Genomic DNA, 26113 nt, shown 5'->3' on the forward strand with positions numbered 1-26113 from the left:
CCGACGCATTTGGACAAAGGGATGTTCCATGCGTAACTGGCAGCAGCAGCAGTTGTTGTTGGGGGCAGTACTGGTTGGCGTCGCGTGGCCGGCCTGCGCAAGGAGTCCTCTGACTCCCCACACGGAGTACAACAAGCGGATCCGGACATGACCCACCCCCAGAAAACTGGTGCAGGCGAAAGTAGAGACGTCGGCAGCATTGGGCCCCGTGACAAACGAGGATTCAGGCATGAAGAAGTCGCGTTTCACCGAGGAGCAGATTGCCTATGCGCTGAAGCAGGCGGAGCTGGGAACGGCAGTAGGCGAGAGCTGCAGGAAAATGGGTATTGCCGAGGCCACTTTCTACGTATGGCGAAAAAAGTATGGTGGGCTTGGCCTTTCGGAATTGAAACGTTTAAGGCTGCTGGAAGGGGAAAACCGAAAGCTCAAGCAATTGGTTGCTGATCTCAGCCTGGACAAAGCCATGTTGCAGGAGGTGGTCACAGAAAAGCTCTGAGGCCTGCCCAGCGACGCACCTGGGTCGGCACGCATGAGTGTCTTGCTATCGTCGTGGACCAGTCGCTACGCGGGGAGCATGTGGCGGAGGCAATGACAAGATTGGCAGCCCAGCGAGGATCGCCGGGCGCAATCAAGGTGGACAACGGCAGCGAGTTCGCCGGAAGGTCATGGATTGTTGGGCTTATGAAAACAGGGGGAGCTGGATCTTTCCCGACGCGGCACGCCGACAGACAACGCGCTTGTAGAAAGCTTCAACGGTCGCCTTCGGCAGGAGTGCCTGAATGAGCATTGGTTCTTGTCACTGGCCGACGCATGGAGCAAGATCGAAGGGTGGCGGCGCTTCTATAAACGAGGAACGTCCCCACAGTGCACTAGGATGGAAAACCCCGGAGGAATTCGCCCTGAAACACGGGTCCCATGCGAACTCCAGGGTGCCCTAGAACGCCGGATTTTCTACTTTGAAATGCACCGGGAATTGGCGGTGGGTCAGAACCACCACAAAGTCTAAAGTCTATGGTCTGTGCCCAACCCACAACCCAAGCGGCAGTGGTCAGGGGGCTGGCTGAACCAGCGTGCAACTTTTGAGCATCGGCATGCCGGAGACGTGCCCGTTGCCCAGGCAATCGAGCGTCACAGACTGCCCACTGCGCAAACCGGCCAGTTCGGCCTTGCGTGCCGGATCCAGCACCGGCACTGGCCGGTCGTGGATCCCTGTGCCCTCAAAGGCCAGGGAAGGTGGGCGGCGGTACAGGGCGGGCTCTTCGGCAACCACCCCAGTGACCCACAGCCGTTGGTCCTTGTAGCGCCTGTCGGCAGCGGCAGCGTCACGGGTGTAGGCCGTCAGCAGGACCATAGAGCCCACAGCAATCCCATGTGTTCAGGATCTGCCCGTTGGCGTCCGGCCGAGCATGCTGGCTCTGCATCCTCAGCCGGACATTTCGTCGGAGAGACTAACCGCCCGCCTCCAGCCCTAATGCGCTGACTGCGCCCCAAGGCATTGCGGAGACTCCCTTGCAGCTTCCCCCTTGCAGGCTTGCCTTAGCGACAATGCCGTATCCATTGTCTCCGAAGAAGATAGCGGCACCGCTATCTCCATATCCGCACGCCAACGACGATCCTTCGATGCGTATCCACGCGTTCGCGCAGGGAAGGTTTCCGGTTGGACCGCATGCGAGCTCGGGATTGTGCTTGATGCTCACGACAGTTCCGCAGGTGTATTGGCTGGTGACGCCTCTGAAGCACATGCTCTGGCCTTGAGTAGCGTTGGTCCACATGTACATGATGCGGCGCCTACTGTAATCCGAAGTGGAGGTGGCATACACCTCCCTGAGCGGTGTGTGTGACCCCACCGTATGCCACTGAACGTCGTGGCTCGCATCATTGATCTGGTCCACGAATGTCAGCGGCACGGTGTACTTCCCTGCGCCGGTTGCGTAGTTTCCGTAAATCAGATTGTCGGGGCAATGCGCCGCGGTGGTGATACCTCTTCGTCCGGTGGCCTTATGAATAACCGGAAATCCTGAGGTGCAGTAGCTATTATTGGATTGGAGGGGGGCGCCGCCAACAACATACTCCGCATTGACTGACTGCGGCATGTTGGGCCGGACTTCAATCTTGAGACCGGTGACTCTTTCAAGCTTCTTGATTGTATCCTTCAACTCTTCTGCTTGGCCGCTGTCTCCTTTTATGTCGATCAGCACCCGGTCTTCGCCTGGGAATCCAGTCGTCCCGGTGATGCCTGGTATGGCGCTATGAAGAAGAGGTCTGTGCTGAGCAAGCAGCGCGTAAAACTCGTCTTGGGTGTACTTGTGACCAACCTCGAACACCACACGGGTCGTCCCGCTCTCGGTGGTGATCGTTCGACCCGCGACTGGATCGGGCCCTTTGAGTTGCACCAGGATGTGTTGATCTGGCGCGTCTTTGATCGACAGTTCCGTTAGACGATCTGCGAACTCGATACGCAACGCTTCAATATCCGACATCACCTCACCTTGAACCGCTAGGCGCGTGATTGCGTCATCTATCGAGACAGAGGGGTGTTCACTCATATAGCTGTGAACCTGAATCTGCATCTCCTTGCCTTCCTGCGTGTCAGCGTTCGGCACTTGCGCCAAAGCACAGGTGGATACAAGAAGTGCTGCGGAGCATCCTAGAAGCTTCCGTTTCATGCGACATCTCCTGAGTTTGCAACAAGTCATCGAGGCTTGTGAACGCCTCGATCCGAGACACTAGCACTGTCTCCTCATACACAACGAGACTTGACGCACATGCGACCATGTTCTTGGCATCGGGGTAGGAGCCAAGTGTTTAACACCTCCAGCGCAAAGCACTGGGGTGTTGACCGTGGTCGCTCGTATGGGGTTGCGCTCATACCCGACGAACTGAAAAGGTAGACGTTCCGAAGCACAACGACGAGGGGGATCGCAGTGGCGTTCAAATTGGTCGATGTGGAAGACCTCGTGGCGCAAGCGAAGGCATCGGGTGTGAGCAGGATCAGCGTTGATGTCCCATTGCTCGCGTCATACGGCCAAGAAGCGTGCGTGTCGCAAACCCAGTGGATGACGGGTCCTCACTTCACCAAGACTATACGTGGTTGCACGTGGGCGCAGATGGAGTGCCTTTCTACGCTGGGTACGGTCGAGGCGCGTTTGCTTGACAGAAGAACGGTGGAACTGCCTGGGAATGGTTCGTCCGAGAACGGTTGGGCGGCGAGTACCGCGTGGTTGTCCTGGCGGTCGGAATGTCCGAAGCGCATGCTCAAAGCATCTTTGAGCAGATGCTAGAGGTGTACAAAAAAAGACTGCTTAATCAAACAAGCTTCCACCGTGGAATGGGCTACGCCGCGCTCAAAGAAGAGAACGACAAGAAGACGGCCATTCGCCCGTACTACGTTGTGGTCCGCAGCAAAAAGCCAGCTGCAGTCATCTTTGAAGTCGCTTTGACGGCTCAAAAATGCAGTACGACCTCAACCCCTACCGCATGGAAACGGGCCGATTTGGTGAAGTGTTGCGGGACGGACGTGTACCAGCCAATCAACGCATCGTTCATTACGTACATTGTGGAGTGGTACATGGGGCAGGGTGACATTGAGACGGCACGGGAGGCACTGGCCGAATTCAGGCGGCGCGCCCCTCGGCACAACAGCCACGAAAGAATTACGCGGTTGGATAAGCTTGTCGGACGCGGGCGCTTCTACCGGCGTCCAGGCTGGCTTGACCAGTAGCGCTATGCATCATTCCTTGGGCGGACGGCGCCGGCGGGTGGACTCAGGGTGCAGCCAGCCACTTGCCACCTCATCCACAATTCGGTAGGCGTTTTTCTGGCGTTCTACGTCGGAATTGATTGCGTTCTTTTCATTTGCTCTGAACTTTTCAAAGTCGGGCTCAATATCTTGACCTTCCCCGGTTCCAGCCCGCTTCTGTCCCAACTGCCGTGCGACAGCGGTGCAGCACGAGCGGTCACCAAGATGTCCGCCGCCAAGTCACGCATCACGTCATGACGAGCTTGGAGTTGCACCAGCTGTGACCGAAGGTTGGCGATTTCGCGCTGGGCTTCTTGCAATCTCTGGATGTTGTCCAAGTCGTTTCGAGCCTTCATCCTCTTGAGCTTTTCGTCCTGCTGATCGTTCTTGATAGTCATCACAGCGGTTACGCCCGCGCTGCGTTGGGCTTCATCTGCAAGCAGGTTTTGAGTGTCGGCGCCGCTTGAAATAATCACGTCGCCATTTTGTTTGATGTAGCTCATGATGCCCCCTTGGATGCGGATGAGCTGATTTACTGCACCGGTAATCATGATTTGGCAAGGGGTGTAAAAGATAAGGCCGGTGAATGCACCGGCCCTTTCTAATTTGTCGCGGCCACCAACTTTTGTAAGTAATTTCAGAATGAGCAGTCATATCTCAATGATGTAGTAGTCAACGCCGCCGCTCTTGAGGGAGATCTGTCTCGGTTGAATGGCAAGTGGTACAAAACTGTGCGCCTGAGGGCCGTGTTTCATCCGACGAATGATCCCATCGCTCCGTGGTTTGGCGTCATGCGTGGCGTCATGCGTGGCGTCAGCGTTGCAGATCCGGTCGTCCCCTTGGAAAGGGAAGACCCAGTGGTGATTCACGAGGGCGTGTCCTTTGAAGGTCAACGCTGATGTCCATTGGAGCGCCTTGTGCAGTGCGCGGTCGATGCTTGTTCGGCTTGCGGGTTCGGGAGCGTTGCCGGCGTTCGGCTCGATCGCCGCAGAAGTCTTGAGGGGCAGTAGATCCCCATGGCCTTGCAATCCGGCAATTGACCAAAGTGCCGGGCACCTACTAGAATGACTAGCTCCGCCGGAATAGCTCAGTTGGTAGAGCGGCGCATTCGTAATGCGTAGGTCGCAGGTTCGACTCCTGTTTCCGGCACCAGTTGTAATGAAAAGCCCCGGCCTTGGTCGGGGCTTTTTGTTTGCGCCCGCCGGTGATCATTGGATTACCACCTCACCGAAGGCTGCAAGCCTTCATCAACGCCTCGTCATCCCTGCGCCTCGTGCCAGCCACCACGCGAGCTGCCGGAGATAGCCACCTGCTGCTCCCGCCGATGCGCCGATCAGCAGGCGTGCGAGCACTCTGGTCCCGCGCGCGGCTCGCTCCCGCACCCAAGGCAGTACCGCCACCACCTGCGCACCCAGCAACAGCATCAGCACGTCCAGCCCAAGCGCATCCAACACCGGCAGCAACGGCGACAGCGCCGGATTGCAGGCCAGCACGATCACCAGCGCAGCCCCAAGCGTGGCCAATAGCCGGCGCCCGGCGGGCAGGGTGGTCCAGTGCAGCAGTCGGCTGATCAGGCGCATGGCATTCCTTGTGTCATGAGCGCGAACCTCAATCAGGTCCAAGCGCGCGCACCGGCTGCCGCAGCACGGTCTTCAACCGCGCCGCGTCGGTCTTGCGCGGATCGCTCAGGTAGATCTCGTGATGGGGGCCGGCGAAGGCGTAGCCCAGCGAAGGCATCAGTTCGTTGTGCAGATGGGCCAGGGCCGGACCCTCGTCATCGTAGGCGCCTACATGCAGGGTCTGCAGGCAGAGGCCTTCTTCAAGAACTTCGTGGCGAAGGCTGGCCGGAACGTCGCCCAGTTTCTCCGCCGCCTTGGCGATGGCAGCCTCCAACTGCGCTGGACTGATCCCGTCCGGCGTGCGGATCATCACCGTCCACTTCCACTCATCCTTGCGGCGAGCCACAAAGCTCGACGGATCCTCGGCGGTCCACAGGGCTTCCAGCGGTGGCACCACGTAGTCCTGGCCCCCGGCCTTCAGTGCGAACTTCAGTGCATAGCTCACCGCGTACAGCCACTGCACCGCCTCCAGATAGGCTGGCGCGATATTCGGATCGCCGTGGCCGTCGACCATCAGGTAGGGCAGGGGCGGCACCTGCACCGGAACGAACTGGCCTGCCGGTGGCTGGTACAGCGCCCGGTCGCGTTTCTTGAAGTCGATCTTGTCCATGCACCTTCCTCCTGTGCCGAGCATCCCACGCCTTGCTTTCGCAGGCATGCCTGAACATGTTCAGGCGACTTTGCCGAACACGGGCGGAGCAGCCGCCATCGCCCGATGCTAGGATGCCGCCCCCGGGTGTTCTGCCCGCCGCGGTTGCGCGGTGCGACAACGTGTCGCAGCCAGAAACGGGCCTTTCCTGCGCTCGATCATTGTCAATGCCTTTCTTAAATGGTGGGTGACGGCCTAAAATTGAAAGGCTGACTCGACCCCACCTCCCTACCTGTCTTCCGGACCGGTGGGACCGGCTTTGGCCGGAACAGGCAGGACGGGGAACGGCATTCCCTCGCAATTGGATCGACCGATGATTCCGTTGAAAACCCTTGGGCGCTGGTTGCGCCCGGGCCTGCTGCTGTCGTTGCTGGTGATGCTCACTGGCTGCGATGCGGTGGCCATCCTCAGTCCGAAGGGCCAGATCGGCCAGGATGAGAAGACCCTGCTGATCACGGCCACCGTGCTCATGCTGCTGGTCGTCATCCCGGTCATCATCATGACCCTGACCTTCGCGTGGAAGTATCGCGCCTCCAACACCAAGGCCCGCTACGAGCCGAAGTGGTCCCACTCGACGGCGATCGAGGTGGTGGTGTGGTCCATTCCCTGCATGATCGTGCTGGTGCTGGCGGTCCTGACCTGGCGCTCGTCGCACGCACTGGACCCGTACAAGCCGCTGGATTCGGACGTCAAGCCGGTCACCATCGAGGCGATCTCGCTGGACTGGAAGTGGCTGTTCATCTATCCGGAAGAGAAGGTGGCGGTCGTCAACGAAATCAAGTTCCCGGTCAACACGCCGCTGAACTTCAAGATCACGTCCGATTCGGTGATGAATGCGTTCTTCATCCCGCACCTGGGCAGCATGATCTACTCGATGGCTGCGATGGAGACCAAGCTCCATCTGATCGCCAACGAGACCGGTGAATTCCCGGGCATGTCCTCGCACTACAGCGGCGCGGGCTTCGCCAAGATGCACTTCACCGCCTACTCGGTCACCGATGCCGAATACCGCCAGTGGCTGGACCAGGTCCGCGCCGGCGAGCAGACCCTGGACAAGGCCTCGTTCAAGGCGCTGGGTGAAGCACGCAACGCCGAGTGGTATCCGGTCACCTACTTCGGCAAGACCGAAGAAGGCCTGTTCGACTGGGTCATCGCCAAGCACATGGGCGACAACAAGCATTACGGCATGAAGCACGAACACGCCGGTGCCGCCGCTGCCGATGCCGCCAGCCATGAAGCGCACGAGGGCCATGCCCCCAGTGACGCGCATGATTCCAAGGAATCGGGTGAAAACCTGGATGCCAACGAACACGAACACGCAGGCCACGCCGGCCATGCGGGCTCGGGAGAATGAACATGTTGGGTAAACTCTCAATTGAGTCGATCCCCCACGATCCGATCGTGCTGACCACCCTGGTCGGCGCGGTGCTGGGTGGCCTGGGCGTCATGGCCCTGATCACCAAGTTCAAGCTGTGGGGCTATCTGTGGAAGGAGTGGTTCACTTCGGTGGATCACAAGAAGATCGGCGTGATGTACCTCATCGTCGCCTTCGTCATGCTGCTGCGCGGTTTCTCCGACGCCATCATGATGCGTACCCAGCAGGCGCTCGCCGTCGGCGGGTCCGAGGGTTACCTGCCGCCGCACCACTACGACCAGATCTTCACCGCCCACGGCGTGATCATGATCTTCTTCGTGGCGATGCCGCTGATCACCGGCCTGATGAACCTGGCCGTGCCGCTGCAGATCGGTGCGCGCGACGTCGCGTTCCCGTTCGTCAACTCGCTCAGCTTCTGGCTGTTCGTGTCCGGCGCGGTGCTGATCATGCTGTCGCTGTGGATCGGTGAGTTCGCTGCCACCGGCTGGCTGGCGTTCCCGCCGTTGTCGGGCATCGAATACAGTCCAAGCGTCGGCATGGATTACTACATATGGGGTCTACAGGTCGCAGGCTTGGGTACCACGCTGAGCGGTATCAACTTCTTCATCACCATCCTGAAGATGCGTACCCCCAGCATGAAGCTGATGCAGATGCCGGTGTTCACCTGGACCGCCCTGGTGACCAACGTGCTGATCGTCGCTGCCTTCCCGGTGCTGACCATCACCCTGGTGCTGCTGACCCTGGACCGCTACCTGGGTACGCATTTCTTCACCAATGACGGTGGCGGCAACGCCATGCTGTACATCAACCTGATCTGGATCTGGGGTCACCCGGAGGTGTACATCCTGGTCCTGCCGGCGTTCGGTGTGTTCTCCGAAGTCATCGCGACCTTCTCGCGCAAGGCGCTGTTCGGCTACAAGGGCATGGTCTACGCCACCGCCTGCATCGGCGTGCTGTCGTTCATCGTGTGGCTGCACCACTTCTTCACCATGGGCTCGGGTGCCAACGTCAATGCCTTCTTCGGCATCACGACGATGATCATCTCGATCCCGACCGGCGTGAAGATCTTCAACTGGCTGTTCACCATGTTCCGCGGTCGCGTGCAGTTCACCACGCCCGTGCTGTGGACCATCGGCTTCATGGTCACCTTCACCATCGGCGGCATGACCGGCGTGATGCTGGCGATCCCGGCCATCGACTTCGTGCTGCACAACAGCCTGTTCCTGATCGCCCACTTCCACAACGTCATCATCGGCGGCGTGGTGTTCGGCATGTTCGCCGGCATCACCTACTGGTGGCCGAAGATGTTCGGCTTCCGCCTCAATGAGTTCTGGGGCAAGTGCGCGTTCTGGTGCTGGTTCATCGGCTTCTACGTGACCTTCATGCCGATGTACGTGCTGGGCTTCATGGGCATGACCCGTCGTCTGCAGAGCACCGTCAACCCGGCCTACGAGCCGCTGCTGCTGGTCGCTGCCGCAGGTGCCTTCATCGTGGGTGCCGGCATCCTGTGCCAGATCATCCAGGTGGCCGTGTCGATCCGCGACCGCAAGAAGACCGCCGACCTGACCGGCGACCCGTGGGATGCCCGTACGCTGGAGTGGGAAACCTCTTCGCCGCCGGCGTTCTACAACTTCGGCAGCCTGCCGGAAGTCACCGAGCTGGACGATTTCTGGGAGCGCAAGCAGCGTGGTGAAGCCTGGCCGAAGCCGGCCAAGTACACCGACATCCACATGCCGCGCAACACCGGCACGGGCGTGGTCATCGGTGCCTTCAGCCTGGTGTTCGGCTTCGCGATGATCTGGCACATCTGGTGGCTGGCCATCGTCGGCTTCGTCGGCATGATCGCCACGTTCATCTACCGCACCTTCGACCAGGACGTGGACTACTGGGTCCCGGCCGCCGAGGTGGAACGCATCGAGAACGAACACCGCAAGCACCTGGAAAACCAGGGCCTGGTGAAGTCGGAGCTGAAGGCATGAGCACCAATACCTCGACCCTGAGCCACGGGCACGCCGCGCAAGCGGCGGCCCATGGCCATGACGACCACGAGCACCACGACACCGGCGGCAACACCGTCTTCGGTTTCTGGGTGTACCTGATGAGCGACTGCCTCATCTTCGCCTCGCTGTTCGCCACCTACGTGGTGCTGGCCGGCGGTACCGATGGTGGCCCGACCGCGAAGGACCTGTTCGAACTGCCGTTCGTGGCATGGGAAACCGCGCTGCTGCTGACCTCCTCGCTGACCTTCGGCCTGGGCATGATTGCCATGCACCGCAAGCAGATGGGCCAGATGTACCTGTGGCTGGGCATCACCTGGCTGCTGGGCTTCGGCTTCATGTGCATGGAAGTGTGGGAGTTCCAGCACCTGATCCATCAGGGCTACGGTCCGGACCGCAGTGCCTTCCTGTCGGCGTTCTTCGCCCTGGTCGGTACCCACGGCCTGCACGTCAGCGCCGGCCTGCTGTGGCTGCTGGTGATGTTCGTGCAGCTGAAGAAGTACGGCCTGACCCCGACCAACAAGACCCGCATGGCGTGCCTGAGCCTGTTCTGGCACTTCCTGGACCTGATCTGGATCGGCGTGTTCTCCGTCGTCTACCTCAATGGAGCCCTGTAATGGCACATGACAACCATGCACACGACCACGGCACCGGCGGCGAAAGCCATGGCACCGTGAAGTCGTACCTGATCGGCTTCGTGCTGGCGGTGGTGCTGACCGTCATCCCGTTCTGGATGGTGATGTCGGGCGACTTCTCGCGCACCGTCAACGGTGTGGTGATCGCGATCACCGCGGTGCTGCAGATGCTGGTCCACCTGGTGTTCTTCCTGCACCTGGACCGCTCTTCGGAAAGCCGCTGGAACGTCAACGCTGCGGCCTTCACCGTGGTGGTGATCGGCATCATCGTGGTCGGTACCCTGTGGGTCATGCACAACATGAACGTGCACATGATGCACTGACGTCCTCGCGACGTTGCCACGCAGAAAGGCCGCCCTCGGGCGGCCTTTTTGTTTGTCTGCGGATATGGGTAGTGCCGGCCGCTGGCCGGCAATCGCGGGAAGCCGGCCGGCTCTACCCCGCCATCCGGCGCAGGAACTCTTCGGCATCCATAGGCCGGCCCAGGTGATAGCCCTGCAGCTGGTCGCAGCCCAGTTCGCTCAGGTATTCGCGCTGCGCCTGCGTCTCCACGCCTTCGGCCACCACCTGCAGCTGCAGGGTGCGGCCCAGCGCGATGATCGACGACACGATGGCGGCATCCTCGTCGTTGCGTTCCAGGTCATGCACGAACGCGCGGTCGATCTTCAGTTCGGTGGCCGGCATCCGCTTCAGGTACAGCAGGCTGGAGTAGCCGGTGCCGAAATCGTCGATGGCGATATGCACGCCCATCGCCGTCAGGTCGTTGAGGATCGCCAGGCTGGCGTCGACATCCTTCATCGCCGTGGTCTCGGTGATCTCCAGGGTCAGCCGTGCCGGCTCGATCCGGTGCCGCTGCAGCACCTCGCGCACGCTCTCCAGCAGGGCCGGCGAGGCGAACTGCAGCGGCGACAGGTTCACCGCCATCGACCATTCCGTATGCCCGGCCTCGTGCCATGCACGCAGCTGTGCACAGGCACGGTCCAGTACCCAGTCGCCGATCGGCAGGATCAGGCCACTGCGCTCGGCGATGGGAATGAACACATCCGGCGCCAGCAGGCCCAGTTCCGGGTGCTGCCAGCGCAGCAGCGCCTCGGCGCCAGTGGCCGGTGCGCCAGCGGCCGGGAACTTCGGCTGGTAGTGCAGCAGCAGCTCGTCACGCGCGATCGCCTTGCGCAGGTCCTGCAGCAGGCGCAGCTGGCGGTTGGCACTGAGCTGCATCGACGGGGTGAAGAAGGTATAGCCGTTCCGGCCGGTTTCCTTGGTGTGGTACATCGCCGCGTCGGCGTGCGCCATCAGTTCGCGCTCGTTGCTGGCGTCATCCGGGTATAGGGCGATGCCGAGACTGGCGCTGACCTGCAGTTCGGCGGCATCCAGGGTGAATGGTTCGCCGGCGGCGGCGATGATGCGTTCGGCCACCACCACCGCATCGTCCGGGGTGTCGATGGCCAGCACGATCACGAACTCGTCGCCGCCGAGGCGCGCGAACGTGTCCTGCGGCCGCAGCAGGCCGCCGATGCGCTGTGCCACCGCCACCAGCAGGCGGTCGCCCAATTGGTGGCCGTAGGCATCGTTGACCGCCTTGAAGCCGTCCAGGTCGCAGAACATCACCGCCACTGCGCGGCCGCGGCGGCGCGCTTTTTCGATGGCCTGCTCGATGCGGTCCTGCAGCAGCATGCGGTTGGGCAGCTGGGTCAGCGGATCATGCAGGGCGGCCTGGATCAGCTTGTCGTTGGCGTGCGCCAGCGAATCGGCCAGCAGCCCGGTGCGAACGCGCATCTGCCGGTCGAACAGTGAGGCCACCAGGGCGATACCCAGGGTGGCTACAGTGGTGACGATCACCAGTACCGCCAGCCAGCGCGTGTCGATGCCGCCGCTGCCGACCGCGCCGCAGATGCTGCCTTCGGGGAAGCGTGCGGCGGCCATGCCGGTGTAATGCATGCCGACGATGGCCAGGCCCATCACCAGCGAGGCCAGTGCGCGCAGGCGCATGGTGTGGCGCTGCTCGGTACGCAGGCGGAAGGCGATCCACAGCGCCGCGCCGGCGGCACCGATGGCTACTGCAATGGAGGCGGCGAACCAGCCCGGGTGATAGTCGATACCTGGCTGCATGCGCATCGCGGCCATGCCGAGGTAGTGCATGGTGGCAATGCCCAGGCCCATCAGCACGGCGCCGGCCAGCAGTCGTCGCCAGGGCAGGCTGGGTCGTGACACCAGCCACAGCGCATAGGCCGAAGCGCCGATCGACACTGCAAGCGAATACAGGGTGATGCCGAGGTCGTAGCCGACCGGGATCGGCAGGTCGAAGGCCAGCATGCCGATGAAATGCATCGACCAGATACCCAGGCCCATCGCCGCCGCGCCGCCGGCCAGCCACCAGCGGGCCACGCGGCCCTCGGCCGTGGCCAGGCGGCCGGCCATGTCCAGCGCCGTGTACGAAGCAAGAATGGCCACCAGCAGGGAGATGGCGACCAGGCTCTGACTGTAACTGCCAGTCATGTTGAATCCAGAGGGGGAGGGAGGGGCGCCCGCAAGGCGCACGCCCGCGACAGCTATCGGCGCGGGTGGGCGGGACTTGAGCGGTCGCAGCACCTGCGACCCGGCTCGGCTATCCTGCCACGCCTGTTCCCGTTGCTGGAAATCATCCGATGGCAAAAGCCCGCACCGCCTACGTCTGCAGTGAATGCGGCGCCGAATTCAGCAAGTGGCAGGGCCAGTGCACCGAGTGCAACGCCTGGAACTCGCTGTCGGAAATCGTGCTGGAGAGCGCGGCGGCGGCCAAGGCGCCCGCGTCGCGCCGGGCCGGCTGGGCCGGCAAGATCGACCCGCCGAAGATCACCGCCCTGAAGGACGTGGAGCAGACCGAGCATCGCCGTGTCTCGACCGGCATCGGCGAGTTCGATCGCGTGCTGGGCGGTGGCCTGGTCGAGGGCGCGGTGGTACTGGTCGGTGGTGATCCGGGCATCGGCAAGTCGACCCTGCTGCTGCAGGCGGTGGCGAAGATGGCGGCCGAGCTGCCGGTGCTGTACGTCACCGGCGAGGAGTCGCTGGCCCAGGTGGCCGGCCGCGCACACCGGCTGGAATTGCCGCTGGATGGTGTCAACGCGCTGGCCGAGACCGGCGTCGAGTCGATCCTGCAGCATGCGTCCAAGGCCGGCCCACGGCTGATCGTGGCCGACTCCGTGCAGACCCTGTGGACCGAGAGCCTGACCGCCGCGCCCGGCTCGGTCAGCCAGGTGCGCGAGAGCGCGGCGCGGCTGGTGCGTTTCGCCAAGGAGACCGGCACCGCCGTGTTCCTGGTCGGCCACGTGACCAAGGAGGGCGGTATCGCCGGCCCGCGCGTGCTCGAACACATGGTCGATGCGGTGCTGTACTTCGAAGGCGAGAGTGGCAGCCGCTTCCGCCTGCTGCGCGCGTTCAAGAACCGCTTCGGTGCGGTCAACGAGCTGGGCGTGTTCGCGATGGGCGACAAGGGCCTGAAGGAAGTCTCCAATCCGTCGGCGATCTTCCTGTCCGGTGGCAGCACCCATCAGCCGGGCAGCTGCGTGATGGTCACCCGCGAGGGTACCCGGCCGCTGCTGGTGGAAGTGCAGGCACTGGTCGATGCGTCGCCGCTGTCGAACCCGCGTCGTGTCGCGGTCGGCCTGGAGCAGAACCGGCTGGCCATGCTGCTGGCGGTGCTGCATCGCCACGGCGGCGTGCTGGTCGGCGACCAGGACGTGTTCGTCAACGTGGTCGGTGGCATCCGCGTGCAGGAGACCGCTGCCGACCTGCCGGTGCTGCTGGCGGTGCTGTCCTCGCTGCAGGACCGGCCGCTGGCGGAAAAGACGATTGCGTTTGGCGAGGTTGGCCTGTCCGGCGAGATCCGACCGGTACCCAATGGCGAAGACCGCCTGCGCGAGGCCGCCACCCATGGTTTCAAGCGCGCCATCGTGCCCAAGGCCAATGCGCCCAAGGGCGGCTCGGTGAAGGGCATGGAAGTGATCGCGGTGGAGCGCCTGTCCGAGGCTATCGACGCGGCGTGATCGCGCCGGGCATGGCCCGGCGTCACCACCGCGCACGTGGAATACGGCGGCCGACACGGTAACGGTCAGCCTCCCTGTGCTAGTTTTTCCCGCTCGACGAAGACGCCCTCTGGCGTCTTTCCGTGCCCAGGAGTAAACGATTACATGCAGGACACCGCGCTCACCGCCCCCAACGCCGAAATCCGTCGCGCCGGGGTCGATCTAAATGGACTGATGACGGTGCTGGGCAAGCACCTGTATTCCACCCCGGTGGTGGCGCTGCGTGAGCTGGTGCAGAACGCGCACGACTCGATCATCCGCCGCCGCATCGAACAGCCCGGCATCGAAGTGCCATCGCGCATTTCGGTGCAGGTCGATGCCGCTGCCGGCGTGCTGCGCATCATCGATACCGGCGCCGGCCTGACCCGCCAGGAGATCCATGACTACCTGGCCACCGTCGGCGTCGGCTACACCCGCGGCCTGCGCCAGGGTGGCGAGGACGATGAGGGCCTGATCGGCATGTTCGGCCTCGGCTTCCTGTCGGCCTTCGTGCTGGCGCGCCGGGTCAGCGTGCGCACCACCTCGTACCAGACGCCGGAACTGGGCCATCTGTACGTGTCCAGCAACGCCGAGCAGTACACCGTCAGCGAAGTGCCGGCACGCGCGGTCGGCACCGAGGTGGAACTGGAGCTGCATCCGGACTTCCTGCCGCTGGCCAACGAGGCGCGCCTGCACGAAGTGCTGGGTCGCTACTGCGCGCTGCTGTCCGAGCCGATCTTCATCGGTGCTGCGGCCGAGGCGCTCAACCCCGAGCCGCCGCCGTGGCGCGGCCAGGGCGATGTGGCCTTGCATCCGGTGCAGGCGCGTCGCCAGGCGCTGCAGTTCGCGGCGCGTTTCGAACATGATTTCGAGCCGATCGTCACCGTGCCGCTGCGTGCCGATGGCAACAGCGATGCCACCGGCCTGCTGTGGGTGCAGGACGGCGCCACCTACGGCACCAGTGACAACCGCAACCTGTCGGTGTTCGTGCGCGGCATGCTGCTGGACGACGATGCGCGTGACCTGCTGCCGCCGTGGGCGGGCTTCATCGGCGGGGTGATCGAATCCTCGCGGCTCACGCCCACCGCCAGCCGCGAAGACCTGCAGCGCGATGACCAGTACCGCGCCGTGCAGCATGCGTTGCTGGAGGCGCTGATCGACGGCTTGGCCGACGTTGCGCGGCAGCAGCCAGAGGCGTGGCGACGCGTATTGAGCCGCCACAACGAGGCCCTGCTGGGCGCGGCGCTGTGCGATGACCGCCTGTTCGACCTGTTGCTGGAGCACGTGCGCGTGCCGACTTCGCAGGGTGACCTGCCGGCCAGTGCGCTGCCCGCACGCGGTGCCGTGCACGTGATCCTCGACAACGGCGGCGGCTTCGAGGAAATGCTGTTCCGTGCGATGGGCGTGCCGGTCGCGCATGGCCATCGCTATGCGGTGGTGCCATTCCTGCGCCGCTGGGCCCAGGCCAAGGGACTGCGTCTGGTCGAGCTCGGCACCGAGCAGGGCAACCGCGCGCTGTTCCGCAGCGATGACAGCCTCGACGAGGCGCAGCTGGCATGGCTGCGCGAGCAGCTGGGTGACGGCGAACAATTGCTGCCGGCACGCTTCAGTCCCGAGTCGCTGCCGGTGGTGGTGGTGCCCGACCGCGAAGCCGAGCTGAAGCAGCGCCTGGAAGACGATGAGAACGACAAGCGCGTTTCAATGGCGGCGCTGCGCCTGGCGCGTCAGTTCACCGCGCGCATCGAATCGCGTGCGCCATCGCGGCTGTACCTCAACCTCGACAACCCCGCGGTGCAGGCGCTGCTGCGCGCCCAGCGCGAGGGCCACCCGCAGGCCGAAGCCGCAGCGCGCCTGCTGCGCTCACTGAAGATCATCGTCGCCGCGCAGGGCCGTCCCCTGGCCCGCGCGACCGCCACGCCCGGCCCGGATCTCAACGGCGCCTTCACCGATATCGCCGGTGCCCTGCAGCAGATGCTGCGCTGAGCACTGCATCCTCTCATCCAGCCTTCGCTAGACAGGAGTACTTACCCCATGGACATCTGGAACTGGGTCGAAAAACTGCAGGGTGACCTGCGCCAGGCCGGCCAGGCGCAGAATGCGCACCTGCTGAACCGCCTCGCCGACGAGGTGAGCGAACTGCGTGTCGACCGCGTTGACGCGCTGCTGCCCGAAGCGCGTGCGCTGGGCAAGGCGCTGGACAATCCGTGGGTCGACGTTTACGTCGGCCACTGGGCGCTGCGCAACCGCGTCGGCAATCGTGTCGAAGGCGAGAGCGCGCTGGGCGAAGCCGTGGCGCTGTTCGAGCGTGCGCATCGCGAGGACACCCTGGAGTGCCCGCAGTCGATCTGCGTGACCCAGGATCTTGCCGCCTGCTACGGCAACATCGATGGCCCCGGCTGGGTGCCCGAGCGTATCGAGGTGTGCGATGAAACACTGGGTCGCATCGACCCGAGCTGGGCCTGCTTCCAGTGCCTGAGCTGCGAGAAGGCCGATGCACTGCTTGATGATGGCCGTGGCCAGGATGCACTGGATTACCTGCAGGTGCAGTCCGACGCGATCGAGGCCTGCGGCAAGGAAGTGTTCGACAGCTTCCCGGAGATGCAGATCAAGATCCTGCTGGGCATGGGCCGCGCCGAAGAAGCGCTGCTGCTGATCGAGAAGCGCGAGGCCGAAGTGGCCGCGTCCGGCGAGTACGAGCCGGCCAACTGCACGGTGCCGCGCCGCCTGTCCAAGGCGTGGGCGCTGGCCCAGCTGGACCGCGACGAAGAGGCCTTGCAGCAGCTGGTGCCGTGGAGCGAGCTGACGCCTACCTACTGGCGGCTGTGGGCGAACACCGCCGCAGCGCTGTGCCGGCGTGATCCCGCACGCAATACCTGGGACCTGGGTACGCGCTTCAACACCATCATCGAACACTTTGCCGAGGTTGGCTCGCACCGCCTGCTGATCGAAGTCGCTGCGTTGAGCCTGGAGCTGGCCCTGCAGCGTGGCGCACGCTGGGTGGCGATGCGCCAGCTGGAACTGGCGCGTACCCATCTGGCACAGCTGCGCCAGGACCGTGGGGCGGCTGCGCTGGTGGCCGGCCTGGCGGCACGCATCGATGCATTGCCGGATGTGGCGCCGCTGCCGGTGCCAGCCGCTGAACTACTGGTTTGGCTGAACGAGCAGGGAGAGCAGAATCAGTCGCGCGATCCCGAACGTGAGGCGCAGTGGCTGCTGCAGGCACAGGCGCAGCTGCCAGATGACGAGGCGCTGGCCGAGATGGCTGCCTCCGCGCTGAGCGCCTGTGGGGCGCAGACGGAAGCGCGCGCATTGCTGTGGCGCTTCGTGCGCGCACATGCGCAGGATGATGGCCCGGCCGCCTACACGCTGATGCGCTGGCTGACCGAGCAGGGCGACGATGCCGGCCTGCGCCAGTTGGCTGATCTCTATCGTGGCAGCGTGCCGGTGTTCGCGCACTGGTGCGAGGTGCAGCGCGCCCGTCGCGTGTCCGACTGGCCGGCACTGGAGCAGGCCGCGCAGGCGCTGCTGGCGGCCTCGCCGGGCTCGCATGGCGCACGCGGTACGCTGGCGCGGATGTACATGGAAACCGGTCGCTTCAGCGAGGCGCAGGCCTGCTATGCGCAGCTGGTGGAGCTGCTGGAAGAACCCAACGCCGCACACTGGGACCACATGAGCGCGGCCAGCGCGGCACGCGACTGGGATGCGGTGCGCCGCTCGGCGGCGGCGATCGGCATGGAGCTGTCCAGCCAGGACGGCGTGGTCGAGGAGCCGTGGGGCTGGGTGATCATCCGCAGCGAAGAGAACGGCGAGCCGATGGAGTACTACGCGCGCCGCAGTGGCCCGGTCACCGCGCGTATCGTCGAGAACGCACCGGCCAACCGCGCCCAGCAGGTGGGCGACTGGGTGGTGTTCGATGCTGCGCTGGTGCACCCGGCGCCGGAGGAGGAAGAAGCGCGCGAGCACTTCATCCCGACCTATGCGCAGGTGCATGTGCTGGAGCGCGGCGGCTTCGCCCGCAGTTGGCTGATTGACGGCGCACACCCGGGCGAAGAGGCGTGGAATGCTTTCGTCGCAGCGGCCGAGGCGCAGGGCTGGCAGGTGTGGTCGCACAGCCGCCCGGATTACACCGTGACCGATCCGGGCGAGGAGGAGGGCACGCTGCCGGGCCTGCTGTTCACGGTCGCCCAGCCGCAGGACCATGCGCCGCTGGCGCTGCACCGCTTCCTGCAGCAGGAAACCGCGAAGTGGCCGCATCCGCATTGCTGGCTGCGCCTGGCCGAAGCCTGCGACCAGGATCGCCAGCCGCACCTGGACGTGATCGAGCGTTACGGCTTGTAAGCCGGGTATCGGGTAGTGCCGGCCGCTGGCCGGCAGCGCCGGGATATCCTGTGTTGCCGGCCAGCGGCCGGCACTACCTCAAGGAGAAATACATGCGGAAGACAGGGATGTTCATGATCGCCGGGCTGCTGCTGGCCCCCGCCGTGCAGGCCGCACCGGCCTGCCAGGAACCAGTGGCTGTCGCCCGTGCCTTCTACGAGGCAACCACCGGCAATGGCGATCTGCTGGAACCGCCGCCGGCGCTGGTCAGCCCGGCCTTCGGCAAGGCCCTGCGTGGCGAGCGCGCCTGCCAGACGCGCGAGGAAGGCATCTGCACCGTCGATTCGGACCCGTGGCTGGATGCGCAGGATGGCGACATCGAGAGTCCGGTGCGCTACATCTGGAAAGAGGCCTCGGCGACGTCCGGCCAGGTCGAGATGCGCTATTCGGTATGGAACACGGCCTACGTGACCCGGCTGCCGATGGTGCGCCAGGGCCAGGGTTGCTGGCAGGTGGACGACATCCTCACCAACAGCGGTCGCTCGGTACGGAAGATCCTGGCCCAGCCGCTGCCTTGACCGTCTGCGGCATCCACGCAGGGTGCGGTCCTGTTGCCGGCCAGCGGCCGGCACTACCGGGGTGGGTGCCGACCGTTGGCCGGCACACCGCTATCGCGAATGCCCGAACACCAGTTCGATCACGAACTGGCTGCCGAAGAAGGCCAGCAGCAGCAACAGCATCGCCGCCAGCGTCCAGTGCACCGCCTTCATGCCGCGCCAGCCGTAGCGGCGACGGCCGATCAGCAGCACGCCGAACACGATCCACGACAGCACGCTCAGCACGGTCTTGTGCACCAGCTTCTGCGCCAGCAGGTCGTCGACGAACAGCACGCCGGTGACCAGGGTCAGGGTCAGCAGCGCGAAGCCGACGGTGATCACCCGGAACAGCAGCGATTCCAGATCGGCCAGCGGCGGCAGGGCGCGCAGCCACGGCCGGAACTCGCGGCGGCGCAGGGCGCGTTCCTGCAGCCACAGCATGATCGCCAGCAGCGCGGCGATGCTCAGCGTGGCGTAGGCCAGCAGCGCCAGCCAGGCGTGGCTGGCCAGGCGCCAGCCCAGCACCTTGCTCGGTTCGTGGCCGTAGCCGTGGTAGGCCAGCAGCAGTACCGCGGCCAGCGGGAACACCACCACGCCCAGTGCCGACATGCGCCCGCGCGCGCCGACCAGCGAGGTCAGCCAGGCCATGCCCAGGCCGACCAGCGACAGCGCAGCGAAGAAGTGCATGTCCGGCCCGCCGTTGGTGCGCATCGCCACCATCACGTGGTAGCCGCCGTGCAGCAGCATCGCCGGCAGGGCGGGCCACAGCCAGGCGGGGGAGCCGGTGCTTTCATCGCGGCCAAGCGCACGCACCAGCAGGGCGCTGGCGGCCAGGTAGAGCAGGGCGGCGATGAGAACGATTAACATCGTTGCAGTTTCGCATACCCCTGCGGTGGTGGCGACGGCCCTGTGGTCGCAGTCCGGGGAGGGGAGCGGACCCGTTATACTGTCTGCCTTATTGTCCCCCGCTTTCAGACAGGTTGCGCCGCATGTTCGAGTCACTGACCCAGCGCCTTTCCGGCACCATCGAGCGCCTGCGTGGCCGCGGCCGCCTGACCGAGGAGAACATCCGCGAGGCCACCCGTGAGGTCCGCATCGCGCTGCTCGAAGCCGACGTTGCGCTGCCGGTGGTGCAGGCCCTGATCGAGCGCATCAAGGTGCGCGCGGTCGGCCAGGAAGTGCTGAAGTCGCTGACCCCGGGCCAGGCCCTGATCAAGGTCGTGCGCGACGAGCTGACCGCGGTGATGGGCGCCGAAGCCAGCGACCTGAACCTCAATGTGCCCGCTCCGGCCATCATCCTGATGGCGGGCCTGCAGGGCGCCGGCAAGACCACCACGGTGGGCAAGCTGGCCAAGCACCTGAAGGAAAAGCGCAAGAAGAAGGTGATGGTGGTCTCGGCCGACGTCTACCGTCCGGCCGCGATCGAGCAGCTGAAGACCCTGGCCGAGCAGGTCGGCGTGCTGTTCTTCCCGTCCAGCGCCGACCAGAAGCCGGAAGCCATCGTCCGCGCCGCCATCGACGATGCGCGCAAGTCGTTCGTCGACGTGCTGCTGGTCGATACCGCCGGCCGCCTGGCCATCGACGAAGCAATGATGGCCGAGATCAAGGCCCTGCACGCGGCGGTGAATCCGGCCGAAACCCTGTTCGTGGTCGACGCCATGACCGGCCAGGACGCGGCCAACACCGCCAAGGCCTTCGGCGATGCGCTGCCGCTGACCGGTGTGGTGCTGACCAAGACCGACGGCGACGCCCGTGGCGGTGCCGCGCTGAGCGTGCGCTACATCACCGGCAAGCCGATCAAGTTCGTCGGTGTCAGCGAAAAGCCGGAAGGCCTGGACGTGTTCCATCCGGACCGTATCGCCAGCCGCATCCTCGACATGGGCGACGTGCTGTCGCTGGTCGAGCAGGTCGAGCAGCAGGTCGACAAGGACAAGGCCGCCAAGCTGGCCGAGAAGGTCGCCAAGGGCAAGAAGTTCGACCTGAACGACATGCGTGACCAGCTTGAGCAGATGCAGAACATGGGCGGCATCGGCGGCCTGATGGACAAGCTGCCGGGCCTGGGCAACATCCCCGACCATCTGAAGCAGCAGGTCAGCCAGGGCAAGGAAGTGCCGCGCATGATCGCCATCATCAGCTCGATGACCAAGAAGGAACGGCGCAACCCGAACCTGCTCAACGGCTCGCGCCGCGCGCGCATCGCCAAGGGCTCGGGCGTGACCCCCGCCGACGTCAACAAGCTGATGAAGCAGTACATGCAGATGGAAAAGATGATGAGCAAGATGGCCGGCGGCGGCATGAAGGGCATGTTGCGCAGCATGAAGGGCATGATGGGCGCCATGGGCGGCCGCGGCATGCCGTTCCGTTGATGCGTTGATGCGTGGGCGCGCGCTGTGGTCGGCGCGGCCTGCGTAGCGTCGAGCTTGCTCGACTGCTGTTGGTGGTCCAGTCGAGCAAGCTCGACTCTACCCCCGTCCTGCGCGCACCATGGGGGCCTGTCCGAAACGATGGGCCGTCATGCAGAGTTCCGCTGTATCTTCCCGCGTCGAGGCGTTCTGCCGGCGCTTTGGCGTTTCCGTTCCGATCCTGCTGGCCCCGATGGCCGGCGCCTGCCCGGTGCCGTTGTCGGCTGCGCTGGCCAATGCCGGCAGCATGGGGGCGATGGGCGCAGTGCTGTCGTCATCGGCCGATATCGGCCACTGGATGGATGACTTCCGCGCTGCCTCGACGGGCCCCGCACAGGTGAACCTGTGGGTGCCGGACCCGGCACCGACCCGTGATGTCGCCGCTGAAGCCGCCAGCCGCGCCTTCCTCGCGCAGTGGGGTCCGGACGTGCCGGCCAGCGCCGCCGATGCCACGCCCGCCGACTTCGAAGAACAGTTCGCCGCACTGCTGGCGGCGCGCCCGGCGGTGGCCTCGACCATCATGGGCGTGCTGCTGCCGCGCCACGTACAGCAGTTGAAGGATGCCGGCATTGCCTGGATCGCCTGTGCGACCACCTTGTCCGAAGCGCGTGCGGCACAGGACGCCGGTGCCGACGCGGTGGTGGCACAGGGCGTGGAAGCCGGTGGCCATCGCGGCGCGTTCGATCCGGCGATGGCCGAGCGTCAGTTGGTCGGCCTGTTTGCGTTGTTGCCGCGCCTGGCCGATCACCTGCAGATTCCGGTGATCGCCGCCGGTGGCATCGCCGATGGCCGTGGCATTGCTGCCGCACTCACCCTGGGGGCCAGTGCCGTGCAGATCGGCACTGCCTTCCTGCGCACGCCCGAAGCGGCGATCGCTTCAGCGTGGGCCGATGGATTGGCGGCCAGCGAACCCGAAGATACCTGGCCGACCCGCGCCTTCAGCGGCCGCCTGGGCCGTGGCCTGGCGACCCCCTATGTGCGCGCCGCCGCTGCGGAAGGCGCACCGGCGCCACGCCCGTACCCGGTGCAGCGCGGCCTGACCGCGCCGATGCGCAGGCAGGCCGTGCAGGAAAATCGTCTGGCGGCGATGCAGGCCTGGGCCGGGCAGTCGGCGTGGATGGCCCCGGCACAGCCGGCCGCCGACGTATTGCGCGGCATGTGGGAACAGGCGCAGGCGCTGCTGCGATGACCGTGACCTGCAACGGCCAACCGGTGCAGGTGGAGGATCTGCTGCCTGCGCTGGTCAACTATGGCCACTTCACCTCGCTGCAGGTGCGCGGTCACGCCGTGCAGGGACTGGACCTGCATCTGGCGCGGCTGTCGCAGGCCACGCGCGAACTGTTCGGCAGCGAACTGGATGCGGCGCAGGTGCAGGGCTGGATGGCGCAGGCGCTGCAGCAGGCCGGCCTGGCCGATGCCTCGCTGCGGGTGACGGTGTACTCGCGCCGCTTCGATTTCCGCAATCCGCTGGCGGCCGTACCGGTGGACGTGCTGGTGGCGGTGTCCGCGCCGGTGGCGCTGACCGCACCGAAGCGGGTGCGCAGCGTGGTGTGGCAGCGCGAACTTCCGCAGATCAAGCACGTCGGCACCTTCGGCCTGTTTGCCGAGCGCCGTGCGGCGATGGCGGAAGGGTTCGACGATGTGCTGTTCGTGACCGCTGATGGCGTGATGAGTGAAGGCAGCACCTGGAACCTGGCCGTGCACGATGGTGAGCGCCTGCTCTGGCCACAGGCGCCGGCCCTGCGCGGTACTGCCGAGACGTTGTTGAAGCAGCATTGGCAGGGGGCACAGCTGACGCGGCCGTTGGCACTGGCTGAACTGGATAGCGTGAAGGCCGCTTTTGCCTGCAACGCCAGCGGCCTATGGGCGCTGGACGCCATCGACGGGCATGTCCTGCCGGGTTCGCAGGCACTGGCTGAACAGGGCAGGGCAGTGCTGGCGGCGGTGGCTTGGGACAGATTGGGGTGAAAACCCCCGCCGGGCATGGCCCGGCGCTACCGTGAAGGTAGGCCATCCTTGGGGTTGGCTCGGCCGGGCTCTGCCGCTATAATCGCCCGCTTACCTCGCCATCCTGGCGACTGGGCAATAGGAAAAACACCATGGTCAAGATTCGACTGACCCGCGGCGGCGCCAAGAAGCGTCCGTTCTACCACATCATCGTCACCGACGTGCGCAGCGCGCGCGACGGCCGCAACATCGAGCGCGTTGGCTTCTACAACCCGGTCGCCCAGGGCGCCGAGAAGCGCATCGAGCTGGACCTGGCCCGCGTTGACCATTGGGTCAAGAACGGCGCCCAGCCGACCGACAAGGTCCGCAACCTGATCAAGGAAGCGACCAAGTCCCAGGCCGCTGCGGCCTGATCCTGACGGGCCACGCTTCGGCGTGGCCCTCTTGGTTGAAGCAGATGAAAGATATCGAGCGCCGCATCCTGCTGGGCAGGGTTGTCGGCGCTTTTGGTGTGCGCGGCGAGATCAAGCTCGAGTCCTGGACCGAGCCACGTTCCGCCATTTTCCGTTACCAGCCGTGGATCGTGCGCAGCCCGTCCGGCGTGGAAACCACGATTGAAGGTGTACGCGGCCGCGACAGCGGCAAGCACCTGGTCGCCCGTTTCCCCGGCGTCGAGGACCGCGATACCGTTGAAGCGATGCACGGCACCGAGATCTACGTGGCCCGCAGTGCGTTGCCGCCGCCGAAGCCCGATGAGTATTACTGGGTGGACCTGGAAGGCCTGGACGTGAAGACCACCGAGGGCGTTGCCCTGGGCCAGGTCTCGCACCTGTTCAGCACCGGCGCCAACGACGTGGTGGTGGTCCGTGGTGACCGCGAACGGATGATTCCGTTCGTGCAGCCGGACTTCGTCAAGTCGGTCGACTTCGAGGCCAACCTGGTCGTGGTCGACTGGGATCCCGAGTTCTGAGTGTGAGCATGCGTTTCGACGTCATCACCCTGTTCCCCGAGTTCCTCGCCCAGTCCGCTGGACTGGGCGTGGTCGGGCGCGCGCAGGAGAAGGGCCTGTTCAGCCTGCATGGCTGGAATCCCCGTGATTACGCCGAAGGCAACTACCGCCGGGTGGACGACCGTCCGTTCGGTGGTGGCCCGGGCATGGTGATGCTGATCGAGCCGCTGCAGGCCTGCCTGCAGGCGATCCGTGATGCTGATCCGACCCCGGCGCGGGTGATCTACCTCAGCCCGCAGGGGGCGCCGTTGACCCAGGCCAAGGTGCGGGAACTGGCGGCGCTGCCGCGCATGGTCCTGCTCTGTGGCCGCTACGAAGGCATCGACGAGCGTTTCCTGGAGGCCAATGTCGACGAGGAGATTTCCCTCGGCGACTACGTGCTGTCCGGTGGCGAGCTGGGCGCGGCGGTGATCATCGACGCCGTGGCCCGCCTGCAGGACGGTGCCCTGAACGACGCGGAATCGGCGGTGCAGGACAGCTTCGAGGGCGACCTCGGCCTGCTCGACTGCCCGCATTACAGCCAGCCGGCCCAGCACCCGCTGGGTGACGTGCCGGACGTGCTGCGCTCGGGCAACCACGCGGCCATCGCGGCCTGGCGCCGCCAGCAGTCGCTGGTCCGTACCGCCCAGCGGCGCCCGGACCTGCTGGATGAACAGGCGCTGGGCAAGGCCGACCGCAAGCTGCTGGAGCAGGGCCGTCAGGCCCAGAAACACAAGGCCAGCCCCTAGCGCAGGGCTGGCGTTATCGGCTATCATGGCCAATTCCCGTCGGCCCCGGCCGACGCGCGCAGTACCCAAAACAAACGTGCAGCACAGTCCGGTGACTGCATGAGCCTACGTTGTCGATACGACACGCCCACCCGAACAAGAATCGGTGTAACCCATGAGCAAGCTGAACAAGTCCATCGTCGCGGAATTCGAATCCGCCCAGATCACCCGTGAACTGCCGAAGTTCAGCCAGGGCGACACCGTTGTCGTCAACGTGAAGGTGAAGGAAGGCAGCCGCGAGCGCGTGCAGGCCTACGAAGGCGTTGTCATCGCCACCAAGAACGCCGGCCTGAACTCCTCGTTCACCGTCCGCAAGATCTCGCACGGCTACGGCGTCGAGCGCGTTTTCCAGACCCACAGCGCCATCATCGACTCGGTCGAAGTGAAGCGTCGTGGTAAGGTCCGCGCCGGCAAGCTGTACTACCTGCGTGGCCTGGAAGGCAAGGCTGCCCGCATCAAGGAAGACCTGGCTGCCGCTGCTGCCGCCAAGGCTGCCCGTCTGGCCGAAAAGGCCTGATAAACAACTTCGGTTGTTGCCGCGACGGCCACCTTCGGGTGGCCGTTTGCGTTTCCGGCATCGCTTCGGCCACGATCAGGGGATGAACGACATCAACCCGCGCTATCCCGCCGTGATCCAGTCGGCGCTGCGCTTCCTCGACGGAAAAGGGCTGGCGCGCGTGCAGTCGGCACCGCTGCTGCATCGCCTTCTGTGGCGCATGGGCATCGCACTGCCACCGCCGATCCTGGCCGGCTTCGGCACCAATGCGCTGGTGCAGGGCCTGCTGTTCGGGCTGTTCTGGACCGCGCTGATGTGGCTGATGCTGTGGCAGGGCAGTGAGCGCCCGCTGGCCCTGCTGCTGGCGGCCGGCCTGGTGGCCGGTGCGCTGTTCGGCATTGTGATGGCGGCGCTGATGCGTTCGCTGCGCCGCCACCGCAAGCTGCCGGACTGGCAGCAGTTCCGGGCGCGGCAAGCGGACTGAGCCGATGGCGCACTGCGCCGTGACCGTTGGGGACAGGCCGC

At 64.9% G+C, this 26113-nt stretch carries 24 protein-coding genes, 1 tRNA gene and 1 pseudogene; 19 read left to right on the forward strand and 7 right to left on the reverse strand.

Features of this window, described 5'->3' with window-relative positions; translation table 11 throughout:
- Positions 1-229: 229 nt before the first annotated feature.
- Positions 230-938, forward strand: a pseudogene (locus ACZK3W_RS06135) (integrase core domain-containing protein).
- 110 nt (positions 939-1048) lie between these two features.
- Here the strand turns inward: ACZK3W_RS06135 and ACZK3W_RS06140 are convergent.
- Positions 1049-1351, reverse strand: coding sequence for an OB-fold protein (locus ACZK3W_RS06140; RefSeq protein ID WP_253143259.1), 303 nt, complete (start codon positions 1349-1351; stop codon positions 1049-1051).
- Positions 1352-1448: 97 nt separating this feature from the next.
- A complete protein-coding gene (locus tag ACZK3W_RS06145) occupies positions 1449-2666 on the reverse strand; it encodes a chymotrypsin family serine protease (protein WP_478450585.1) in 1218 nt (405 codons plus the stop codon).
- A gap of 572 nt (positions 2667-3238) precedes the next feature.
- Between ACZK3W_RS06145 and ACZK3W_RS06150 the strand changes: the two genes are divergently transcribed.
- On the forward strand, positions 3239-3721 hold the full coding sequence (locus ACZK3W_RS06150) for a hypothetical protein (protein ID WP_478450586.1): 483 nt from the start codon (positions 3239-3241) through the stop codon (positions 3719-3721).
- Between the two features lie 104 nt (positions 3722-3825).
- Here the strand turns inward: ACZK3W_RS06150 and ACZK3W_RS06155 are convergent, their stop codons facing one another.
- A complete protein-coding gene (locus ACZK3W_RS06155) occupies positions 3826-4242 on the reverse strand; it encodes a hypothetical protein (protein WP_253143257.1) in 417 nt (138 codons plus the stop codon).
- A gap of 573 nt (positions 4243-4815) precedes the next feature.
- Between ACZK3W_RS06155 and ACZK3W_RS06160 the strand changes: the two genes are divergently transcribed.
- A tRNA-Thr gene (locus ACZK3W_RS06160) sits at positions 4816-4891 on the forward strand.
- Positions 4892-4986: 95 nt separating this feature from the next.
- Here the strand turns inward: ACZK3W_RS06160 and ACZK3W_RS06165 are convergent.
- Together ACZK3W_RS06165 and ACZK3W_RS06170 are read right to left on the reverse strand one after the other, a co-directional pair.
- Positions 4987-5319: a hypothetical protein gene (locus ACZK3W_RS06165; protein ID WP_125895440.1), complete on the reverse strand. Its 333-nt coding sequence runs from the start codon at positions 5317-5319 to the stop codon at positions 4987-4989.
- Between the two features lie 28 nt (positions 5320-5347).
- Complete coding sequence (locus tag ACZK3W_RS06170) at positions 5348-5968, reverse strand: GyrI-like domain-containing protein (protein WP_125895441.1); 621 nt, start codon at positions 5966-5968, stop codon at positions 5348-5350.
- Positions 5969-6320: 352 nt separating this feature from the next.
- Here ACZK3W_RS06170 and cyoA point away from each other — a divergent pair, with 352 nt between their 5' ends.
- From cyoA to cyoD, 4 genes are read left to right on the forward strand one after another with little or no spacing between them, the layout of a single operon-like run.
- A complete protein-coding gene (gene cyoA, locus ACZK3W_RS06175) occupies positions 6321-7361 on the forward strand; it encodes a ubiquinol oxidase subunit II (RefSeq protein WP_032127566.1) in 1041 nt (346 codons plus the stop codon).
- 2 nt (positions 7362-7363) lie between these two features.
- The gene (cyoB, locus tag ACZK3W_RS06180; RefSeq protein ID WP_049462341.1) at positions 7364-9361 is read left to right on the forward strand and encodes a cytochrome o ubiquinol oxidase subunit I; all 1998 of its coding nucleotides are present in this window, start codon (positions 7364-7366) and stop codon (positions 9359-9361) included.
- Entirely contained in the window at positions 9358-9996 is a 639-nt protein-coding gene (gene cyoC, locus ACZK3W_RS06185) for a cytochrome o ubiquinol oxidase subunit III (RefSeq protein WP_012510428.1), read from the forward strand. The genes cyoB and cyoC overlap by 4 nt, the downstream gene beginning before the upstream one ends.
- Positions 9996-10337, forward strand: a complete 342-nt coding sequence (gene cyoD, locus ACZK3W_RS06190; protein WP_005408584.1) for a cytochrome o ubiquinol oxidase subunit IV — start codon at positions 9996-9998, stop codon at positions 10335-10337. Before cyoC ends, cyoD begins: the two co-directional genes overlap by 1 nt.
- A 112-nt stretch (positions 10338-10449) precedes the next feature.
- On the opposite strand, the gene ACZK3W_RS06195 is transcribed toward cyoD, so the two are convergent.
- Positions 10450-12510: a putative bifunctional diguanylate cyclase/phosphodiesterase gene (locus tag ACZK3W_RS06195; protein ID WP_478450587.1), complete on the reverse strand. Its 2061-nt coding sequence runs from the start codon at positions 12508-12510 to the stop codon at positions 10450-10452.
- 149 nt (positions 12511-12659) lie between these two features.
- Here ACZK3W_RS06195 and radA point away from each other — a divergent pair, with 149 nt between their 5' ends.
- The 4 genes from radA (at position 12660) to ACZK3W_RS06215 (ending at position 18949) form a co-directional block, all read left to right on the forward strand.
- A complete protein-coding gene (gene radA, locus ACZK3W_RS06200; protein ID WP_149909388.1) occupies positions 12660-14036 on the forward strand; it encodes a DNA repair protein RadA in 1377 nt (458 codons plus the stop codon).
- Between the two features lie 144 nt (positions 14037-14180).
- Positions 14181-16037 carry an ATP-binding protein gene (locus tag ACZK3W_RS06205; RefSeq protein WP_478450588.1) on the forward strand — a complete coding sequence of 619 codons (1857 nt, stop codon included), beginning with the start codon at positions 14181-14183 and terminating at the stop codon, positions 16035-16037.
- A gap of 48 nt (positions 16038-16085) precedes the next feature.
- Positions 16086-18392, forward strand: coding sequence for a tetratricopeptide repeat protein (locus ACZK3W_RS06210; protein ID WP_346486603.1), 2307 nt, complete (start codon positions 16086-16088; stop codon positions 18390-18392).
- Between the two features lie 92 nt (positions 18393-18484).
- Complete coding sequence (locus ACZK3W_RS06215; protein ID WP_253143370.1) at positions 18485-18949, forward strand: YbjP/YqhG family protein; 465 nt, start codon at positions 18485-18487, stop codon at positions 18947-18949.
- A gap of 90 nt (positions 18950-19039) precedes the next feature.
- On the opposite strand, the gene ACZK3W_RS06220 is transcribed toward ACZK3W_RS06215, so the two are convergent.
- Complete coding sequence (locus ACZK3W_RS06220; RefSeq protein WP_032127560.1) at positions 19040-19834, reverse strand: cytochrome C assembly family protein; 795 nt, start codon at positions 19832-19834, stop codon at positions 19040-19042.
- 122 nt (positions 19835-19956) lie between these two features.
- Between ACZK3W_RS06220 and ffh the strand changes: the two genes are divergently transcribed.
- The 8 genes from ffh (at position 19957) to ACZK3W_RS06260 (ending at position 26072) form a co-directional block, all read left to right on the forward strand.
- Entirely contained in the window at positions 19957-21333 is a 1377-nt protein-coding gene (ffh, locus tag ACZK3W_RS06225; RefSeq protein ID WP_005408591.1) for a signal recognition particle protein, read from the forward strand.
- 148 nt (positions 21334-21481) lie between these two features.
- On the forward strand, positions 21482-22558 hold the full coding sequence (locus ACZK3W_RS06230; RefSeq protein ID WP_049398965.1) for an NAD(P)H-dependent flavin oxidoreductase: 1077 nt from the start codon (positions 21482-21484) through the stop codon (positions 22556-22558).
- On the forward strand, positions 22555-23337 hold the full coding sequence (locus ACZK3W_RS06235) for an aminotransferase class IV family protein (protein WP_125894525.1): 783 nt from the start codon (positions 22555-22557) through the stop codon (positions 23335-23337). Before ACZK3W_RS06230 ends, ACZK3W_RS06235 begins: the two co-directional genes overlap by 4 nt.
- A 131-nt stretch (positions 23338-23468) precedes the next feature.
- A complete protein-coding gene (gene rpsP / locus ACZK3W_RS06240; RefSeq protein ID WP_005415733.1) occupies positions 23469-23729 on the forward strand; it encodes a 30S ribosomal protein S16 in 261 nt (86 codons plus the stop codon).
- 44 nt (positions 23730-23773) lie between these two features.
- Positions 23774-24286: a ribosome maturation factor RimM gene (rimM, locus tag ACZK3W_RS06245; RefSeq protein ID WP_010483256.1), complete on the forward strand. Its 513-nt coding sequence runs from the start codon at positions 23774-23776 to the stop codon at positions 24284-24286.
- Positions 24287-24294: 8 nt separating this feature from the next.
- On the forward strand, positions 24295-25053 hold the full coding sequence (gene trmD / locus ACZK3W_RS06250) for a tRNA (guanosine(37)-N1)-methyltransferase TrmD (RefSeq protein ID WP_253143367.1): 759 nt from the start codon (positions 24295-24297) through the stop codon (positions 25051-25053).
- A 154-nt stretch (positions 25054-25207) separates the two neighbouring features.
- On the forward strand, positions 25208-25609 hold the full coding sequence (rplS, locus tag ACZK3W_RS06255) for a 50S ribosomal protein L19 (RefSeq protein ID WP_005408597.1): 402 nt from the start codon (positions 25208-25210) through the stop codon (positions 25607-25609).
- A gap of 82 nt (positions 25610-25691) precedes the next feature.
- Positions 25692-26072, forward strand: a complete 381-nt coding sequence (locus ACZK3W_RS06260) for a DUF6404 family protein (protein WP_049462347.1) — start codon at positions 25692-25694, stop codon at positions 26070-26072.
- The last annotated feature ends 41 nt before the right edge of the window (positions 26073-26113 follow it).

Source organism: Stenotrophomonas sp. 80084_Sma (assembly GCF_056481995.1).